This window comes from Cupriavidus sp. FW305-F7 (genome assembly GCF_058782875.1).
This window is the reverse complement of record NZ_JBYSYC010000023.1, coordinates 1-17,656: the sequence shown is the minus strand read 5'-3', so window position 1 is coordinate 17,656 and position 17,656 is coordinate 1. Positions and strand designations below refer to the sequence as shown.

The following is a 17,656-nucleotide window of genomic DNA, read 5'->3' as shown; positions in this document are numbered from 1 at the left end:
CCCGGTTTAGCCTTGGCCGCCTGCTGGCAACGCTTGGTGCTCTGTCCGCATAGAGGGCTGCGAAATCGCATCCGATTGCCCTGATCGTCCGCCACATGAGCGGCGACTGGGGCGAACTGGATGAGGAGGACCAGCAGCAGAACGAAATCGCCCTCATCGCGGGGATGCGTCTGTTGTCCAGTTACACCTTGGAGACGGGCAAGAAAGTCTGGGTGATTACCGAAGCAGATCGCACGGTCACGACCCTCCTGCTCCCAGACGAATATTGAGGCACCCAGGTAGCCGGGCGCAAATCAACGGCGGGCCAGCCTTGCCGACAGTTTCTCGACCATCTCAACGAGCATGGCCCGGTCGTGGCTGCTGACTTTCGAAAGCAGCCGGGCCAGGTGGTGGGCCTGATCGCTGGCCCGGTTGGTGGCTTCCGTCAACAGGTCGGATGTCTCGCACTGAAAGACATCGGCCAGCTCGGCAAGCCGCCCGATGGTCGGCATCACCACGCCCCGCTCCATGCGGGAAACTGCCTCATTGCCAATTCCCAGCCGTTCCGCCACCTGTTCCTGCGTGAGATTGGCGGCAATGCGCTGCCTGGCGATCGCCCGTCCCACCACGCCGGCCAACTGGTCCATGTCTGTTTTGCGCATGCCCTCTCCAATCCACCTAAATGGTTGGGCATCGCCTTCTTGACATGAAGTGCCTTATAGGTTGAATTTCGACCTATAAAGTCGTTAACGAAACTTGGCGTGTTCGCCTACTAACGGGTCTGGTCCCGTATCTTCACTTCAATAACAAGGAAAAACGCAATGAATTCAAAGAGCTACCACAACAGCCTGGCGCTTGTGCTCTGTAGCGCAGCCATCCTGGTCCTGGCGGGATGCGGTAAAAGCGAGATACTCGACTTCCACAATGCCCAGGTCGTCAACGGCAAGGTCTACGCGAGGAATGCGAACACACCCTTCTCAGGTACTGTGACGAACGTGCCAAATATGCAGGTTCTCTCCGCTCAAGAGGGGATCGCAAAGTTCGGCCGTGCAATTGGCATTAATGTCCTCGCATCCCTTGGAAATTTGCAGGCTGCACCCGGCATGTTGCCCGATGGCATGTTGTTATCCGTGCTATTCAAAACGCTCTGTGATGTTCATGTAAAGGACGGAATCCTTGATGGCAAAGCGACATGCAAAGCCCCGCAGTCCGAAAATGTGCACGTTGAAATGGGCTTCAGTGCCGGACGTCTTGACGGGACACTGAAGCTCTTCGATCCTCGCGATAGCAAGCAACTCGTCTCCGAGGTGACATTCAAGGAGGGGCAACCCGATGGAAAGCAAGAGATCTACAGTCCCAACACGCGCAAGCTCGTCCATAGCGCCTCCTGGTCGAATGGGGTACTTCACGGCAAAGAAGAAGGCTTTGACGAGACCACGGGCAAGCGCATCCTGCTCGCAACGCTCGTAGATGGGAAGTACGACAGCACGTTTACCCGCTACGCGCCTGATGGTGAGCGAGTGATTCGCCGCGGCACTTACGACAAAGGGCAACCGGTCGGCGTCGACGAATCATTCGATGCGCAGACTGGGAAGCAGACTGGTCGCGCCGAGTACGTGAATGGCAGGCTTCATGGGGTCGTCAAGCAATGGGACGCTAGCGGAAACCTCATCAGCGAGAAGACTTATGACAACGGTGTCGAAGTTGCCGCATCCGGCGGTGGCACGAGTGCATCGGGATCGATGCCAGTGGCAAGCGTCGATGCCTGTGTCGATGGCTGGACGGCTGCGTACAGGAAGGAGAAGGGAGAGGGTGCAATGATTGCAGCGGACCAGATTGAAGAATGGCAGTTGTGGTGCAAGGCGGGGAAGCGTTCCAGCTAGTGGATACAGATAAGTGGTGACCCGACGCCCCCCCTATGGGCCCTATGGGGGGTATTCGCCGGGCCATCTTTTTTTGGATCTTTGCCCAACTACTGGGAGAGCGCAGGGCACCTATTGGGACTTTTGGGGCCGTTCAACGGCAGCGAACGCGAGCGGCGGTTCGGTGCGATAAGCGGCGGCTCGAAAGGAATCAGGATAATATCCGCCAGTACTCGGACACGAATGTCGGCTTCTTTCCGTAAAGCGCCGTTTGCCTTCCCTATAGCTGTTGGCATCTTTGTTTTACGATAGACTTTCCAGCGATCTTTAGCATTTGAACAGCCATCGGGATTCGAGAAATTGATTCGTTCGAAACGCCTTCAACTGACTCAGTTAAACACGTGGCTCGTAAGCGTTCCGCTGCCTGGTGGCAATTCTCAATACACGCTCAGTGTATGGAAAGAGGAACGCAAGTCCCTGCTGGCTCCATTCAAGGACGAAGTTGTGGCCTATTTCGACGAAGCCTTCGAGGATGCGAGGAGGAGCCTCAGGGAGGGGTTCGAGGACGATCTCAGCTCATTCAACGACCCCGCCTCGGATCCAGCGGCCAACTTTCCGCGACTCCTCCACCGAGTCACGCAGCAGGGATATCTCGGCGAGGCGCTGGGAGCCCTCGCTGTCGAGCACTGGGGAGCTGCCGGCCATACCGACTGGCAGGTGCCAGCCATGCTCTTCCGGTTCCACACGGTCGAACTCCAGCATTTGGCGTCAATCAACGAGCGTATCGTGAGAGGGCTCCCCTTCAATCAAGATGACGCCGCGGGGATGAGACCGGGCCGCACTGGTGACGATGCCCTCGCCTTTCGCATGAACGACTCGGGTGTGATAACCGACGTGCTCGTCATTGAGGCGAAGTGCGTCGGAACGAACAGTAACCAGACGATCGCCGAGGCGCATGCGAAGCTCTCGACGGTGTTACTTCGGAACAGCGGTTTCCGGGAGCTCATCAACATCTTGAAGAAGTACGACACAGACGAGGCTCGAAAGTGGCGGGCGGCACTCCTCGACCTCTGGCGCAGTGGCCACACAACGGCAGGGCGATACGACTGCGTCTCGTACGCCGTCGGTGCGCGACCGGAAAAGCCGAAGAGTCGGAAGAGCTGGATGGATGGGGCCAAACGCCATCCCGCATACAAGTTGACTCACCCGTTAGTTGGGCTCGAGTTTCAGATCCCTGATCTCGAGGGCGTGGTCGACATCATCTACAGGGGCAAGTGATGGCCGACGAGGTAATTCTCGATATCGCCCAGGCGGTCCGCAAGGAGAGAGCCGGTCCGGCCCTTCTGTCCGTGCATGCGAAGCTCTACAGCCAGCAGCTACGGCGCGATATGTCCCGACCGGGACTATCGACCTTCTCGCAGGCCGACGCGGAATTACTCCTCGACGAGGCAATGCTACTCGTCGAATGTGGCCTGATCGAGCGTGAGGAGGCACCGGGTTCGAGCTGGCGGGCATCGCTGCAGCGCGCCGCCCAGATCGTCGAATGGCTGTCCCAAGAGGACATCAGACCAGCTGGATCGCCGTTGCACCTGATCGCCGCAGCGATCTACCAAGTGGCCGACCTCCCAGCGATGGCCCTCGGGCACCTGCGCCGAGTGCCCGTCAACGAGCATGGCTCCGAGATCCTGAGGAACTTCCTCTCCGGTGATTTCCCCGGTGCCCTGGCCGCAGTTGGCCGCTACTGGCAAGACGAGCACGATGCCGAGTCGCCGCCCTCCAATGGTTCACAGGTAGAGGCGGACCTAGAGCTAAGCCGTCTCTCCGAACAGCATGTTGTGAAATGCATTGGCACGGTCTGCGCGTACCTGCGAACGGGAGGCCCTGTGCCAATTGAGCGCGCCCTGGCGAAGCTCGACCGCCTAGCTCTTGCCTTCCTTCATAGCCGCGAACCCTACTCTTTCCTGCTGGCACGGCTAGTCGCAGCTAGTGCACGCCGATTCGCAGAGACCTGCCTGTGGCCTCACGTGGGGCGGCTGCGCGCAGGTTCATCGGAGAGGGCCGGTCAGGCGCTCGTGCAGTTTGCCCGTGCCGCGTTCTTGAACAGGCGCGCACTAGTGTGGCCTGCACAGGCGGATGGGATCAGGCGACTCCAGGAAGAAGGGTCGTTCGTGCTCTGCACGCCGACAGGCTCGGGCAAGACCACGATCGCGACCCTCGGTGTCGTCCAAGGCCTCTTCGAGGAGCGGGATGGTCCTATCTCACTTGCAGACATCGGTCCTGGGAACCTGATCCTGTACCTCGTCCCATCTCGCGCCTTGGCGGCTGAAGTGGAGCAGAGATTGTCGGAAGACCTCAGGGGCATCGACGCGCGCCCGGTGGTGGTAACCGGTCTGTACGGCGGGGTGGACTGGGGGCCGACCGACGCCTGGATCCAATCCGATGACCCGGCTATCGTGATCTGTACGTTCGAGAAGGCAGACGCCCTGATCCGCTATCTTGGAGTCCTGTTCCTAGACCGCGTGCGGCTCGTCGTGATCGACGAGGCACACATGGTCGAACTCGATCCGGTAAAGGCAGCCGAACTGGCCGGCGGCACGTCGCGCGCGCTCCGTCTGGAGCAGTTGGGAATGCGCCTACTCCGTGCACAGGACACACACGGCTTCAGGATTATCGCGCTCTCGGCGGTTGCCGCGCAGGCCGCGCCCGCGATAGCGCGTTGGCTCGGCGGAGGCCCGGACGCTCTCCCGGTCACGTCGACCCATCGAAGCACCCGTCAGATGATCGGCAAGCTTGAGGTCTCCCCACGATGCGCATTCTCGATTCATTACGACCTGATGGACGGGCAGAGCCTCCGCTTCGGTCATGGGACAAGCGAGGAGACTCCGTACGTCCCGGCCCCCTTCGGCCCTATCCCGGGGGGCATGCCCATTGGTGGTCCCGAGGTTCGCATGCGAGGCCCGACGCTGTGGGCAGCGCTCAACTTGGCTAGTGAGCGGAGCGACGGACTACGCCCGTCGGTGCTTGTCTCCATCACCCAGAATGTCGGCGCGTTCGCCAAGACCTGCGCCGACCTCATGGACCAGTGGCAAGGCGAGGAACTGCCCGCCTACAGTGCGATCGATGAGAAGGATGAGGCCTGGACGAGGTGCCTCGCCAGCGCGGCCGACTACTTCACCGAGCTGTCCGTCGAGTATCGACTACTAAAGTACGGGATCGCAGTGCATCACGGCCAGCTTCCGCCGCTGCTGGCGCGCAGGCTAAAGGTGGTCATCGACCGTGGTCTCGTTCGGGTCATCATTGCCACGTCTACCTTGTCGGAAGGCGTCAACATCCCCGTGAACACCGTGCTGATCCCGAGCCTTTTTCGCAGTACCAGCCCCATGTCACGCCAGGAGTTCACGAACCTCATCGGGCGCGCCGGACGTCCGGGCGTCTCTACGGAAGGGGCCGCACTCGTAGTACTGCCGGAGGCGGAACGAGGCCGGGCCGGGAGAGAGGCCTGGAACCGGCAGCGGCAAGCATATGACAAGCTCATCAAGGAGATACTGAAAGCGGGCAACGCACCCGCTGACGGAACGGCGAGCGCCAACAGCCCGCTTCAGAGCCTATTGGACGCGCTGCGCAAAACATGGACTGAGTTGGACGGAAAAGGAGCATTTGAAGAGTGGCTCGCCCGCGCAGCGGTGATCGGAAAGGAAGCCGAGGACACCGCCGGAGGTCTGCTCGACCTGCTCGATCCGCTAGACGCCATCCTGATCGCCGCACTGCAGGAGGTCACACAGCTGAAAACGGCGGAGCTTGAGCCGGCGGAGATTGAGATCGAGCTCTCCCGCATCTGGAGGCACACGTACGCGGCAGCCGCCGCCGCGAGCGAAGAGGTGCTCAAGCTGCGTTGGCTTACGAGAGGGCTCGCCATCAACCGGTTGTATCCCGACGCCGCGCAACGCCGAAGAATATACAAAACCAGCCTCGCGCCCCGATCGGCAACGGTGCTGCTAAACATCGCAGACAAGCTCCGCGAGCTTCTGCAGTCCGGCGCGGACTACGCACGACGCAGCCAGGAGGAGCAACTGGACTTCATCGCGGAGGTTCTCGAATCGCTCTCCGCAGTGCCTGCATTCAGGATCGAACCGCAGCTGAAAAAGAATGTGAGCTGGCGGCTCGTCCTCCAATGGTGGCTCGCAGCTGGAACGCTCCAGCGTAAGCAACGGCCGCGTCCTGACGACTGCCCGAAGTGGTTCAAGTTCGCCAACGACAACTTCATCTATCGCGGAAACTGGGGTCTGGGGGGCCTGGTTAGTCTCCTGATGGACAACGTCGACAGGGGTGGTCCGGTGCACGCGCTCGAAATCGATGACTGGCCCAGGAGCGGGCTCCCATGGATCGCGTTCTGGCTAAAGGAGCTGGTGAATTGGGGCACTCTGGATCCCGTCGCTGCCTTCCTGCTGGCGCGGGGCAACGTCGTTGACCGCCAGGAAGCGGAATCCGACGCGAAGCTCTACTACGAGGAGAGGTCGACCGGGGCCGACGCAAACGACCTCCTCGACCCGAGGACGATTCGGAATTGGATGCAGAGCCGTCGCGGGGCGGCGGAGGCGGCAGCCATGCGGGCTACCATCGCGATACCGGCCGAACTCGCGCGCCCAGCTGATGCCTTCTTGGTGGAGAATGTCTCGGTCTTTCCGGTACCATCAGTCGGCGGACTGGCGTGGCTCGATCCCGCCGGCCATATGGTCGCAAAATCCGAAAGATCCGAAGATTGGCTCGACAGTCCTAAACATTATGACTTCGACCTGCAGGTGAAGACCGCGACTATCGTGGGCTCGGCTTACCTTCGACATCGCCACACATGACAGCGAGCCCTCCTGACGGCCCGCAACGTCATCGAAAATTATCAAGGCAGCTACCCCTTATGGCCCCTTGAAGCTGCCATCCTAGCCGCTTCGGAAGAGCACCCGATATCGAACTCTCGAGCCATTCAGACTTCCATAGGCCAAGCGAACTCAGCCTTTCGGAGCCCACCCAATAGGTTAGTCGATACGCGGCCGTCCAGGCTTTATCTTTTCCGGTACGTGACTAGTACCGGACGTCCTCGTGTGGTCACCGTACTTCATCATCAGGTGCTGGGCGGATTTGGCGAGATAGCGAATGTTCTCGCGCAACGCCTCACGCTTCGCGGTGTCGGTACGATCAATCATGCCAGTACCGATGCCGTGCCCAAACAACTTGTGCTTCCACTTCTGCGCATTGCTGTTCCAGTATGAGCCCTTGCCTCTCGTGATTACATTCACCCAGTATTCGCCGATCAGCTGCGCAATGTGCACGTCAGCCCGTGAACTCGCCGTATAGAAGAGGAGCACGTGCAGGTGCAGCCCCGTGTCTTCGCCCTCCTCGATCTTCCAGACAAAGCCCTTGATCCCCTTGAGCAGACCATTCATGCGGCGGTTCCTGAAGAACCCTTCACGGTGTCGCTGGATCTCCTCAAGGGTAATGCTCTTTCGATACTGCTGGTGATAGCCAAGGTGTAACGACAGGATCAGGTGACGGGACTTCCACCTAAACATTTGAGCTTCCAGCGCAAGCCCCTTCGCCTCGTTGCGCTTCGCGTTCGTTTCACGAGAGCGAAGTCGCGCCTTGAACGCCGATGATCGGCACTTCTCTCGCACCTTTTCGATCATCGCGTTAAAGAGGTCAGCATGGACTCGCCCAGAGTCTGCATGAACCTGCCATGGCTCACCAGGCATGAACTTTCCATCCAGCATGCCGAGCGCCTTGCAGGCGTCGTAAAACGCTTTCACTCGCAACGTATAGACGGTGCTACAGGAGTGCCCCTTCAGGAACGATCTCATGCGTTCGTAATACTTCGTCGCCAGTGTAAGCGGTTGCACTGAGGTTAGACCCTGCCATCCCCATCCAATAAAGAAGCCAAGCTCTTCTGTTTTCTCTATTTCACGCACCATCTGTTCGATCTCATACAGACAGAAGGGCAGGGAGCCATAGTCCTGATGCACGGTAATCTTGCTGCGACCTTCAATCTCCCTTTCTTCCATGTTGAGATCAAAGTCAACCTGCTTTAGCAAGGAAATCAACTCATCGATACAGTCTTCCATTCTTCTCTTTCTTATATTAACTAACATTAAGCTTCGCATTACATAAGAACCGTAAGTGTGGTTTTGTAGAATGCGCGTGGCGCCCGACGGCGCGCCCAAGTTAATCGCCGTGAAACGTTCATTAATGTGCCCTCGCCTCACATACAGAGCTATGCACGCGGCAAAAAAATACGTGCGCGAGTAATACATGTGTTGGCACAGAGAGATGAAGTAGAGGGAGTCAAACTCTTGCTGATTCAAAAGACGTTTCAGGAACGACAGACAGACAATTCATCAGCCGATGCATCGGCCGACGCTCGCCGGTCAACTCGAGGCCTCAGTGCTGGCTGTAGCGAGCCGGCTACGGTTGCCCTCCGTGGCGGCGTACGTCGATGATCGCCGCATTGGAGCCGGCAGGACGGCGTAACTCACATGGTCGCCAGGAGGAATGGCACTACAGGCTCTACATGTAGAGCCTGTAGCACGCAACTCAGGTCCTTCGCATCGGAAGGAAGAGGTCGCTTCGGCCGGGAGGGAGAACGGCTCGTGCTCTCTGCCCGAAGAACTCCGGATTCAGAACAATGCTGAGGCGAGGACCGTACTTGACTCGCTGGATCTTTCCCTGAACCTCCAGGTACTCGAGCGCGGTATCGACGCGCTTCTTGTCGGTACGGAATTCGCTCCCACCCGAAACGTACTGTCGTAGGATGCGCGTGCTAACCTCCATCTGACCGGACTTCTCGACGTAGTCACGTAGCCAGCGCTCCACGTTTTCCGCATCACACTGCTCGACCGGGATATGCAACGCTCCGAACAGGTTCAGATACTGCGCCGTATACGCCTTACACGCTATGATCGCCCGACGCATATTGGTGAGTGACACTTCCGTCGACGTGTCGTCATCAGAAATTTGGAGCACCACTGCAACGCGAGCGATATTTTCCGCGCACTTGGCTGCATAGCCCTGAATCGCTTCGAGGCAGCCGTTTGGCTGCATGGCTTCGGCCAGCCACTCGTATGTTGCATTCCACTGTGCTTCCGCTCCCGGGGACATCGGCAAAGGTATCCGGGTAAAGTCGCCAGCCTGTATCTTCTTGGCATAGCGGCACAACAGCCTTGTGATGCGTGCGTGATAGCGACGACGGGCTTCTCGCGAGACCTCCTTATGACCTGACGCACCTCGACGATCCGCCGCACCTGCGCGAACGACCAGGAAGCGTGGCAAGAACCCGAGATCAACCGCGTCGACGCCGTGACGTTCGATGTATTTTTGAAACGGGCGATTCTGCAGGGCGAGAATCAGCGTCAGACGTGTGGCGCTCAGCGTAAAGCTATCGGAGGTACTCCGGTCGAGCGAGATGCCAGAGCCGTCCCAGGATTTGTCGATTTTCGCGAGGAACGGCGCAAGCAGACCTTTGAAGAATTCACTAGCCTCATCGTTCACGATTGCTGCTGACGGCGAGCTTTCGCTCATGCCGCGCCCCAAGGCCGACCACGTCGTATCCTCGTAGATTAGCTGTGGCGGCAGATTTTCTTTTTCTTCGCGGCCGATAATATCCCGATGCCTCAGCTTGAGGGACTCGAGTTTCTCGGGCTTATCCCCCGCCTTGGCCATCTCCCTTTCGCAAGCTTTCAGCTCAATTTCCCACGTGCGACGTCTGGTGCGTGCATCGCTTTTGCCTTCTGCGAGCGCGGCGCGCTGAGCCGCATCGAAGTCTCGGTAGGGCTGCGCCAGCTTTCGCATGACAGTTGTTTTCCGAGCCCCGGAGTTCGCGAGCACCAGTACAAAGAGCCCGCAAGAAGATGGCTCGCAATTCGGGCGCTGCTGGTCATAGAGCCCTTGCACGGCAAGGGCCGCAAAACCAAGTGCCAACGTCGCAATCATCGCACGGTCTGCTCCGGTTTCTTCCCATATCTCGTTGATCAGATCGTGCAGGAGCGGCGGCAAGGTGGTGCCAACATCGGCATCACTCTCAGCGAGTCCCCATTCTGGAGACATCGGCTTGGCAAGGGCCGCCGTTGGATAAGTCGGCGGACCGCTCCACCGCCTGAATGGTCTATGCCCGTACATGTCATTTCCCGAAATAAGAGGCGCGCATCTGCGCGCCCAAGTAGGAGAGAAGCGTCCCGGCATTCAAGGTGCCGGGACAAACTTGATCACGCTTGTCAGGCGCTACACTCAAAGCTGGTAGCGACTCGGCCGGATACTGTGATCGATCGATGCTCCGAAATCGGGCACCTGATAGCGGTCCAAATTCGGCGCCAGTGGATACGGCGGCTACCGCAGCATGGTGACGGCAATCACGCAGCCTCGTGCGCAGCATGACTACGGGCACCGCCCGACATGTCTGTGGTACCGGACATGGTCGCCACAGCATTGGCCGGCTGCTCCACCGGCGGCGGCAACACCGATCCGCAACGATCACAGCACACGCGATCGCCACGTTCAGAGAGCGTCGTGGCCTCAGCTTGAAGCAATGCTTTGAATCGTGCCGGATGCAATTTCAGGCCGAGACGCTCAAGTTCCGCCAAGATCCTCTTCTGCGGAACGTTGCGCGCGAGCGTGCGCACAATGTCGGGATACAGCTTTTTGAACAACTCACTCTCTTGCAGACGTTTGCCGGAGTCGAGCGCGTTGAGTGCTTCTCCAATTGTTTTCAGGTCTTTGTCGGAAATCGGCAGTACCGCTGCGGTTCGCTTGATGGCGGGATGGATCATTGGTCATCCTCCTTTAGTTCGCGGCGCCGCTCGAATGAACGCGCAGCGCAATCCAAGCGTCGACTTCCGACTCGAGAAAGCCAATTGCGCGGGCCGTCAGCTTGATCTTGCGCGGGAAGCTCGGATCACGCGACATGATTACGTACAAGGTCGCGCGAGACAGCTTCGTCCGCTCGACCAACTGCTTCATGCGTAGAATGTGCAGCGCCTTGTCGAACTGTCGCGCCAACTGGCTCGCGTCGGCGGACGCTGCATGGGAGGGGGGAATGGTTTGCCGCAATGCGGCATCTTTGGGCAGGCTAAACATTGTGTTCTCCATCGATTGTGGGAACGGGCCGGTCTGGACCCGTTCGCCGGTTCCGGCTGTCGCCGTGAGCGATGGAGAATGAGGGCGGCCCTAGGGGGCCGCTCAAGTGCATCCGTAAATGTCTTTTGCGATAAGGCTTTGCAGGGGGGCCGGGCGGCCCCCTCCGGACTACTTGCCGGCCGATATGGATGTGAGATTCCTGGGATTCGAGGGGCACACCTCCCATTCCCTGAGCTTCTTGCGGACTGTGCGTTCGTCTATTCCAAATTTTCCCGCGCAGTCTTTGGTTGGGCTCCTTCCAACAGCGGCTCGCTCGCGATGGTAACTATCTAGCTCTTGATACTGTTGATTCGTCCAAGGAGGTCTGCGGCCGAAACTCTTGGCCAGATCTACCAATGAAGTACCCATTTGGGCCTCTGCACCCGGCCCAATAGCCACTGGATCAGGTCGCTCCAGTGGCAACGATTCAGACACCGGTTGCGCTGGATCTATCGACCTCGATGCTTTGACCGCGGAACCGACCCCCGTTTCCTTACATGCAAATCCATAGCGCGTCAGGTAGTCAATCGCCGATTGACGAGGAATGAAGCTGCCGGGGCCGAGAGCCTTTACCGGAATGTGAAACGCATTACAGGCAACCAGCCTACCGCTGGAAACCTCATCCCTCAGCGCCTGCCGAAATTGCACGTAAGTGTGCTCCTGCCTCTGGCGCTGCGCTTCAACGTCACGCTCAGTGAGTAAGATCGGCTCCCAGTGGATATCTCCAGCCAGCTTGCGATAGGCCGCCATGAACTCGGTTCGCCTGTCAGCAGAGATGGGATGGCGCAGTTCGGGCAATTGCGGCAGCAGTTTGGCGAGGCGCTGGCGTTCCTCGCTTGTTAGCTTGCACGGGAGCAGTAGCTCGGTCGCCGCGGCGGCCTTAACGCCCGTCGGCGCCCCAGACAGCAGATCAGGTTGCTCAGGCTCCCTGGCCGTCACTCGTATTGTTTGCGAAAACTCAAAAGTGGAAAGAAACGAAGCAAGCGGGCTCCCGCCCAGCTGCAGTTCGTCTTGCTGGGAGGCTCGTGGCAAATCCGCTCTTGGGAACCCGCCAGAGAGAATGGATCTCGCCAACTTGCCCGTGACGCAAGCCATGCCGGTCGCCCCGGCTTCGGCCACCGGGTGTGCCGCCCGTGCCATTGCACGAGCCAAGTCCAAGTAGTCGATCAACACGCCGGCCGGCAACTCAACGTGATCTGTCACCCATTCCTCCCACGCAGTAAGCAAAGCCCGGCGAGACTATATGGCAAGATGGTCGGCCGGCACAGTCGGTCTGCCCCCTGTTCTGCATTGGCGGAACCAGCCAGGTACGCGACCAGTATCGGCTAGTCACCCACATCACTTTTCCGTACAAATTCCGTACGAAACCAAGTGATCCTTGCTTGTTTTCGGCCAACCATTTGATTTTATTGCGGAAATTTGGCGCGCCCGGCTGGGATCGAACCAGCAACCCCTGCCTTCGGAGGGCAGTACTCTATCCATTGAGCTACGGGCGCACAGGACGGTTTTGCAACCGGTTTGTGGGTACAGCGGTTGCGGCGGGCGAGTGCCGCCGCAGGAAAGTCGCATAGGATACCGCTTTTGCCCCGTGCCGTCCATGCGGGCCCGCCATGGGCTTCAGGGAACGTCTCGCAACCGCCGCTTTTTGGCACTGGCGGGGGGCCTTTGGCGCTATAATCGCCAGCTATTTGCGTCAAATCGTGCCCGCCACACCGCCGATGCAATGAGTCGACCGGGGTCAAGGCCGCGCGGCTTGTTGTCGGCGACAATCAGGCCCGGTCCGGGAGACAGTCCGCAGCGCGCAAATAACGACAGACCCAAGTCAGGCAAGGGCCGCAGCCAGCACGGGCGGTCCGGATGGGGCCGGACAGCGGTCAGCAAATGACCAGACCGGGCCAGAATAAGCACGCCGAGCGTAAGCGGCCAGAAGGTTTCCTGCAAAACTGAGAGTTCTGTATGAGCGACGTCCACAACGAACACGACGAACACGAGTCTCCCATCAAAACCCCGAAGCAGCTGATCGCAGTCGTGATCGCGGCTTTCCTGGTGCCGATCATCGTGATCATTCTGCTGGTCAACTTTGTCGGACACGGCTCGACGGAAAGCGCCGGAGCTGCCACCACGGCGGAAGCCGTCAACGACCGCATCAAGCCGGTTGCCTCGCTCGAAATCAAGGATCCCAACGCGCCGCGCGTCTTCAAGACGGGCGAGCAGGTCTACAAGGAAATCTGCGCCGCGTGCCACGCTACCGGCGCCGCGGGTGCACCCAAGTACGCCAACGCCGGCGACTGGGCTGCGCGCATCGGCCAGGGCTTTGACGGCCTGATGAAGTCGGTGATGAACGGCAAGGGCGCGATGGCCGCGCGCGCCGGCACCACGCCGGACGACTACGCCGACTACGAACTGGCCCGTGCCGTGGTTTACATGGCCGATGCCGGCGGCGCCAAGTTCCCGGAGCCGGCTGCCCCGGCTGCCGCCGCGTCGGCGACCGCCGCAGCCCCTGAAGCAGCCGCCGCTCCGGCCGCCGCTGCCGCGCCTGCACCGGCAGCGCCCGCTGCTGCGGCCCCGGCAGCTGCTGCCGCCGCACCCGCTGCTGCTCCGGCCGCTTCGGCCGACGTGGGCAAGAAGGTCTACGAGCAGGTCTGCGCCGCCTGCCACGCCGCCGGCGTAGCCGGTGCGCCCAAGTTCGGCGACAAGGCCGCCTGGGCGCCGCGCCTGAAGGAAGGCATGGACGCGGTCCACAACTTTGCGCTCAAGGGCAAGGGCGTGATGCCGCCCAAGGGTGGCTACGCTGGCCCGGACGCGGACGTGATCGCCGCCTCGGACTATATGGCCAGCGCCGCCAAGTAAGTCCTTCCGCTGCAAACGAAAAGCCCGCGCAATGTGCGCGGGCTTTTTTTCGTCCGTACCGCCTGCGCGGCCGCTACACCACGCGCGAGTACCGCGGCACGAAGCGCACCGGCTGCGCGCCATCGTTGGCGGCAGCGGCCCGGGCACCAGCGTCCGCGGGCCGCGCGGCATCCTCGCGCAGGTAACGGTCGAACACCATCGCCACGCGCCGCACCAGCAGCCGGCCCAGCGGCGTCACGGTGATGCGTTCCGGCGCGCATTGCACCAGCCCGTCCGCGCCCAGTGCGGCGAGGTCGGCCAGCTCAGGCGCAAAGGCCGTGCTGAAGCGGATGCCGTGGCGCGCTTCCAGCGCCGGGATATCAAGTACCCCGTTGCACATCAGGTCGCCGATGATCTCGCGCCGCAGGTGGTCGTCGGCGTTCATCGCCACGCCGCGCGCCAGCGGCAGGCGGCCGTGGTCGAGCGCGCCGTAGTACTCGTCCAGCGTGCGTGCATTCTGCACGTAGCGCCCCGCGATCGCGCCGATCGCGGAAATGCCGAGCCCGACCTGGTCGTAGCCGGCGTGCGTGGAGTAGCCCTGGAAGTTGCGCTGCAGCCGCCCTTCGCGCTGGGCCACGGCGAGGTCGTCGTCGGGCAGCGCGAAATGGTCCATGCCGATATAGACGTAGCCCTCGGCGGTCAGCCGCTCGATGGTGGAGACCAGGATGTCGAGCTTCTCGCCGACGGGCGGCAAGGCATTTTCGTCGATGCGGCGTTGCGGCTTGAACACATGCGGCAGGTGCGCGTAGCTATAGACCGAGAGCCGGTCGGGGCGCAGCGCCAGCACCTGCTCGATGGTGCGGCCAAAGCGCGCCGCGGTCTGGTGCGGCAGGCCGTAGATCAGGTCCAGGCTGACCGAGCGGAAACCCAGCGTGCGCGCGGCATCCACCACGGCGCGGGTCTCTTCGAAGGGCTGGATGCGATGGATGGCCTGCTGGACCTCAGGATCGAAATCCTGCACGCCCAGGCTGACGCGGTTGAAGCCCAGTTCGGCCAGCAGCGCCATGCGGGCGTGGTCGACGCGGCGCGGATCGATCTCGATCGAATGCTCGCCCTCGGCCGCCAGCTCGAAATGCTCATGCAGCAGCGCCATCACGCGGCGCATCTCGTCAGGGTCGAGGAAGGTCGGCGTGCCCCCGCCCCAGTGCGACTGCAGCACCTGGCGGCGCGGCCCGAGCCGGCCTGCCACCAGCGCCATCTCGCGGCCCAGGTAGTTGACGTAGCGGGCGCTGCGGCCATGGTCGCGCGTGATGATCTTGTTGCAGCCGCAGTAGTAGCAGATGTTCTCGCAGAACGGGATATGCAGGTACAGCGACAGCGGCGCCGGCGCATCGGCCCGGCAGGCGGCCAGTGCGTCGTGGTACAGCGACAGGTCGGGGCCGCTGCGGAAGCGGTCGGCCGTCGGGTACGAGGTATAGCGCGGGCCGTTGCCGTCGATGCGGCCGGCCAGCGCGCGGAAGTCGGATAGCGCGCGGCGGTCGGGCGCAGGGGAGGTCATGGCAGACGGGGTCATGGGGGCGCGGGGGTATGGGTGTGTGACGGCCCATCGTAGGGCCGCACCGCCGCTGGCGCGTTGACCGCCGTCAAGCGCGGGCCTTGGACCTGCGGGCGGCGGGCGTCACATTGGTGTCATGTGTGGCGGATACGCTGCGCGCCACCGCCGGCCTGCGCGTCACCTGCCCCTGCAATGCCAACTCCCGACCAGACTCCGATGTTTCCGCCGTACCCACCGCTGCGCAGCCACCTGGCAGCGCCGGCCCGGCAACGGCGCCGCCTGCTTGCCGCCGCCGGCGCGGCACTGGCCCTGCCCGCCTGGCCAGCGCTGTCGCAGACGCAGGCGCAGGCGCGCCGCACGGTCGTGGTCGGCCACCTGCTCGACCGCGGCGGCGCACAAGCCGACCTTGCGCGCGACTACCTGGCCGGGGCCAAGGTCATGTTTGACGCCGTCAACGCCGGCAACGGCCCGGTGCGCATCGCGCACGTCGTCCGCGATGCCGATCCCGACCCGCACCGCGCGCTGGCGCAGGCGGTGTCGCTGGCCGATACCGACCGCGCCGAGCTGCTGTTCGGCCCCGGCGACCGGCTGTTGCCGGCGCTGGCCGCATCGGCCGAGCTGGGCCGGCGCGGCGTCCAGATCGTGGCGCCGCTATCGGGCCTTGGGCTGACGGCCGACAACGTGTGGTTCACCCGCGCCGACTACCAGGCCGAACTGGACGCGGCGGTACGTCAGCTGCGCAGCTATGGCCTGACCAGCATCGCGCTGGCCCTGGCGCCGGACTTCGCTGCCCCCTCGCTGGCCCGGCTTGAGGCGCAGACCGGCGCGCGCGCGGTGCCGCTCGACGCCAATCCCGATGCCGCCGCCCGGCGCATCGCCGCCACCCGCCCGGGCGCGGTGATCGTGGCGGGCGATACCCTTGCCTACGCGGGGCTCGGCCGCGCGCTGGCGGTGCAGGGCTGGTACGGTTTCCTGGTCGGGCTGTCGTCGGTCAGCGCCACCGCCGCGCGCGAGATCCTGGGCGCTGGCTACAGCGGGGGCATGGTGCTGACCCAGGTCGCGCCCGGGCCGCAACAGGCCACGCTGCGGGTGGTGAAGGAACACGTGGCGCGCATGAAGCAATACCTGGATGAGCCGCCGTCGCCGGCCACGCTGGCCGGCTATATCGGCGCGGCGTGGCTGGCGCGCGCGCTGGCTGGCCTGCGCGGCAGCGGCGCGGCCGAGATGCGGCGGGCGCTGCAGGGGCGCGTGGACGTGGGCGATTTTTCGCTCGACTTCACGCACGGGCAGCGCGGCTCGCAGTACGTCACGCTGGCGGCGTCAGCCGCGCGGTAAGGACAGGCGCGCGCGCAGGCCGCCTTCAGGGCGGTTGCTCAGGGTCAGCTCGCCGCCATGGCGCGCGGCAATGTCGGCCGCGATCGACAACCCCATGCCGACCCCGCCGGTGGCGCGGCTGCGCGAGGATTCGACGCGGTAGAACGGCTCGAGCACGCGCGGCAGCTCGTTGGGCGGGATGCCGGGGCCGTTGTCGCAGATGTCGATCAGCACCCGCTGCGGGCTGTCGGTCAGCACGATGCTGGCCGCGCCGGCGTAGCGCCGCGCATTTTCCACCAGGTTCACCACCGCGCGCCGCAGCTCGGACGGGCACGCCAGCAGCGGCTGCGCCTGGCCGCCGAGCGCGACCTCGTGGCCGGTCTCGGCGGCATCGTCGACCACCGCCTGCAGCAGCGCCAGCACATCCACGCGCTGGCGCGGGCCGCCGGCTTCGTCGCGGTCGCGCAGGTAGTACAGCGTGGCATCGATCAGGCCGTTCATCTCGGCTAGGTCCTGGCGCAGCCGGTAGCGCACGTCACGGACATCCGCGCTGTCCATGCGCTCGATGCGCAGGCTCATGCGCGTAAGCGGCGTGCGCAGGTCGTGCGACACCGCCGCCAGGAAACGCGATTGCTGTGCCAGCTGCGTGCGGATGCGCTGCTGCATATGGTTCAGCGCCTGCGCCGCGGCACGCGCTTCGGCCGGGCCGGCGCGCTCGTCCAGCGGCGCGGCGTGCACGTCCTGCGCCAGCCGGCCGGCACCGCTAGCCAACTCCTGCACCGGGCGCGCCAGCAGGCGCGCGCCGGCCCACGAAGCGGCCACAATCGCCGCCACCTGGAACAGCAGGCCCAGGTGCGGCGGCCAGGGCCAGCGCGGCGGCGGCCGGGGCGGCATGCGTTCGCCGGACACCCCGGCGGGCGCGCCTTCCGGCCGCGGCCCGGGCGGCCACGCCTCGGGCCGGGGC

The 17,656-nt window shown here is 62.7% G+C and carries 14 protein-coding genes and 1 tRNA gene; 6 read left to right on the top strand and 9 right to left on the bottom strand.

All coding sequences use genetic code 11. The features are described 5' to 3' along the window. The first annotated feature begins 95 nt into the window (after nucleotides 1-95). Nucleotides 96-269, top strand: a complete 174-nt coding sequence (locus tag AC3WL8_RS21305; protein WP_492378752.1) for a plasmid related protein — start codon at nucleotides 96-98, stop codon at nucleotides 267-269. Nucleotides 270-293: 24 nt separating this feature from the next. On the opposite strand, the gene AC3WL8_RS21300 is transcribed toward AC3WL8_RS21305, so the two are convergent. After that, nucleotides 294-641, bottom strand: a complete 348-nt coding sequence (locus AC3WL8_RS21300; RefSeq protein ID WP_492378751.1) for a helix-turn-helix domain-containing protein — start codon at nucleotides 639-641, stop codon at nucleotides 294-296. Nucleotides 642-800: 159 nt separating this feature from the next. On the opposite strand from AC3WL8_RS21300, the gene AC3WL8_RS21295 reads away from it, so the two are divergent. The 3 genes from AC3WL8_RS21295 to AC3WL8_RS21285 all read left to right on the top strand — a co-directional run bounded on the left by AC3WL8_RS21295 (nucleotide 801) and on the right by AC3WL8_RS21285 (nucleotide 6,694). After that, a complete protein-coding gene (locus AC3WL8_RS21295) occupies nucleotides 801-1,862 on the top strand; it encodes a toxin-antitoxin system YwqK family antitoxin (protein WP_492378750.1) in 1,062 nt (353 codons plus the stop codon). A gap of 483 nt (nucleotides 1,863-2,345) precedes the next feature. Next, a complete protein-coding gene (locus AC3WL8_RS21290; protein ID WP_492378749.1) occupies nucleotides 2,346-3,119 on the top strand; it encodes a hypothetical protein in 774 nt (257 codons plus the stop codon). Next, the gene (locus AC3WL8_RS21285; protein WP_492378748.1) at nucleotides 3,119-6,694 is read left to right on the top strand and encodes a DEAD/DEAH box helicase; all 3,576 of its coding nucleotides are present in this window, start codon (nucleotides 3,119-3,121) and stop codon (nucleotides 6,692-6,694) included. Before AC3WL8_RS21290 ends, AC3WL8_RS21285 begins: the two co-directional genes overlap by 1 nt. Nucleotides 6,695-6,871: 177 nt before the next feature. Here the strand turns inward: AC3WL8_RS21285 and AC3WL8_RS21280 are convergent, their stop codons facing one another. The 6 genes from AC3WL8_RS21280 to AC3WL8_RS21255 form a co-directional block, all read right to left on the bottom strand. Beyond that, nucleotides 6,872-7,951 (bottom strand): hypothetical protein, encoded by a 1,080-nt coding sequence (locus AC3WL8_RS21280; RefSeq protein ID WP_492378747.1) that lies wholly within the window; start codon nucleotides 7,949-7,951, stop codon nucleotides 6,872-6,874. Nucleotides 7,952-8,420: 469 nt separating this feature from the next. After that, nucleotides 8,421-9,929, bottom strand: a complete 1,509-nt coding sequence (locus AC3WL8_RS21275; RefSeq protein ID WP_492378746.1) for a YfjI family protein — start codon at nucleotides 9,927-9,929, stop codon at nucleotides 8,421-8,423. A gap of 302 nt (nucleotides 9,930-10,231) precedes the next feature. Beyond that, nucleotides 10,232-10,648: a hypothetical protein gene (locus AC3WL8_RS21270; protein WP_492378745.1), complete on the bottom strand. Its 417-nt coding sequence runs from the start codon at nucleotides 10,646-10,648 to the stop codon at nucleotides 10,232-10,234. Between the two features lie 13 nt (nucleotides 10,649-10,661). Then, nucleotides 10,662-10,955 carry a helix-turn-helix transcriptional regulator gene (locus AC3WL8_RS21265; RefSeq protein WP_492378744.1) on the bottom strand — a complete coding sequence of 98 codons (294 nt, stop codon included), beginning with the start codon at nucleotides 10,953-10,955 and terminating at the stop codon, nucleotides 10,662-10,664. Between the two features lie 168 nt (nucleotides 10,956-11,123). After that, on the bottom strand, nucleotides 11,124-12,197 hold the full coding sequence (locus AC3WL8_RS21260) for a hypothetical protein (protein ID WP_492378743.1): 1,074 nt from the start codon (nucleotides 12,195-12,197) through the stop codon (nucleotides 11,124-11,126). Nucleotides 12,198-12,414: 217 nt separating this feature from the next. After that, nucleotides 12,415-12,490 (bottom strand) — tRNA-Arg (locus AC3WL8_RS21255). 460 nt (nucleotides 12,491-12,950) lie between these two features. Here AC3WL8_RS21255 and AC3WL8_RS21250 point away from each other — a divergent pair. Continuing rightward, nucleotides 12,951-13,844 carry a c-type cytochrome gene (locus AC3WL8_RS21250; protein WP_492378742.1) on the top strand — a complete coding sequence of 298 codons (894 nt, stop codon included), beginning with the start codon at nucleotides 12,951-12,953 and terminating at the stop codon, nucleotides 13,842-13,844. 73 nt (nucleotides 13,845-13,917) lie between these two features. Here the strand turns inward: AC3WL8_RS21250 and hemN are convergent, their stop codons facing one another. After that, entirely contained in the window at nucleotides 13,918-15,396 is a 1,479-nt protein-coding gene (gene hemN, locus AC3WL8_RS21245; protein WP_492378741.1) for an oxygen-independent coproporphyrinogen III oxidase, read from the bottom strand. A 174-nt stretch (nucleotides 15,397-15,570) separates the two neighbouring features. Between hemN and AC3WL8_RS21240 the strand changes: the two genes are divergently transcribed. Beyond that, nucleotides 15,571-16,713: an ABC transporter substrate-binding protein gene (locus AC3WL8_RS21240; RefSeq protein ID WP_211980412.1), complete on the top strand. Its 1,143-nt coding sequence runs from the start codon at nucleotides 15,571-15,573 to the stop codon at nucleotides 16,711-16,713. Here AC3WL8_RS21240 and AC3WL8_RS21235 read toward each other — a convergent pair. After that, the coding region (locus AC3WL8_RS21235; RefSeq protein ID WP_492378740.1) for a sensor histidine kinase at nucleotides 16,699-17,656 on the bottom strand (958 nt) is incomplete at its 5' end. The two genes, AC3WL8_RS21240 and AC3WL8_RS21235, sit on opposite strands and share 15 nt — an antisense overlap.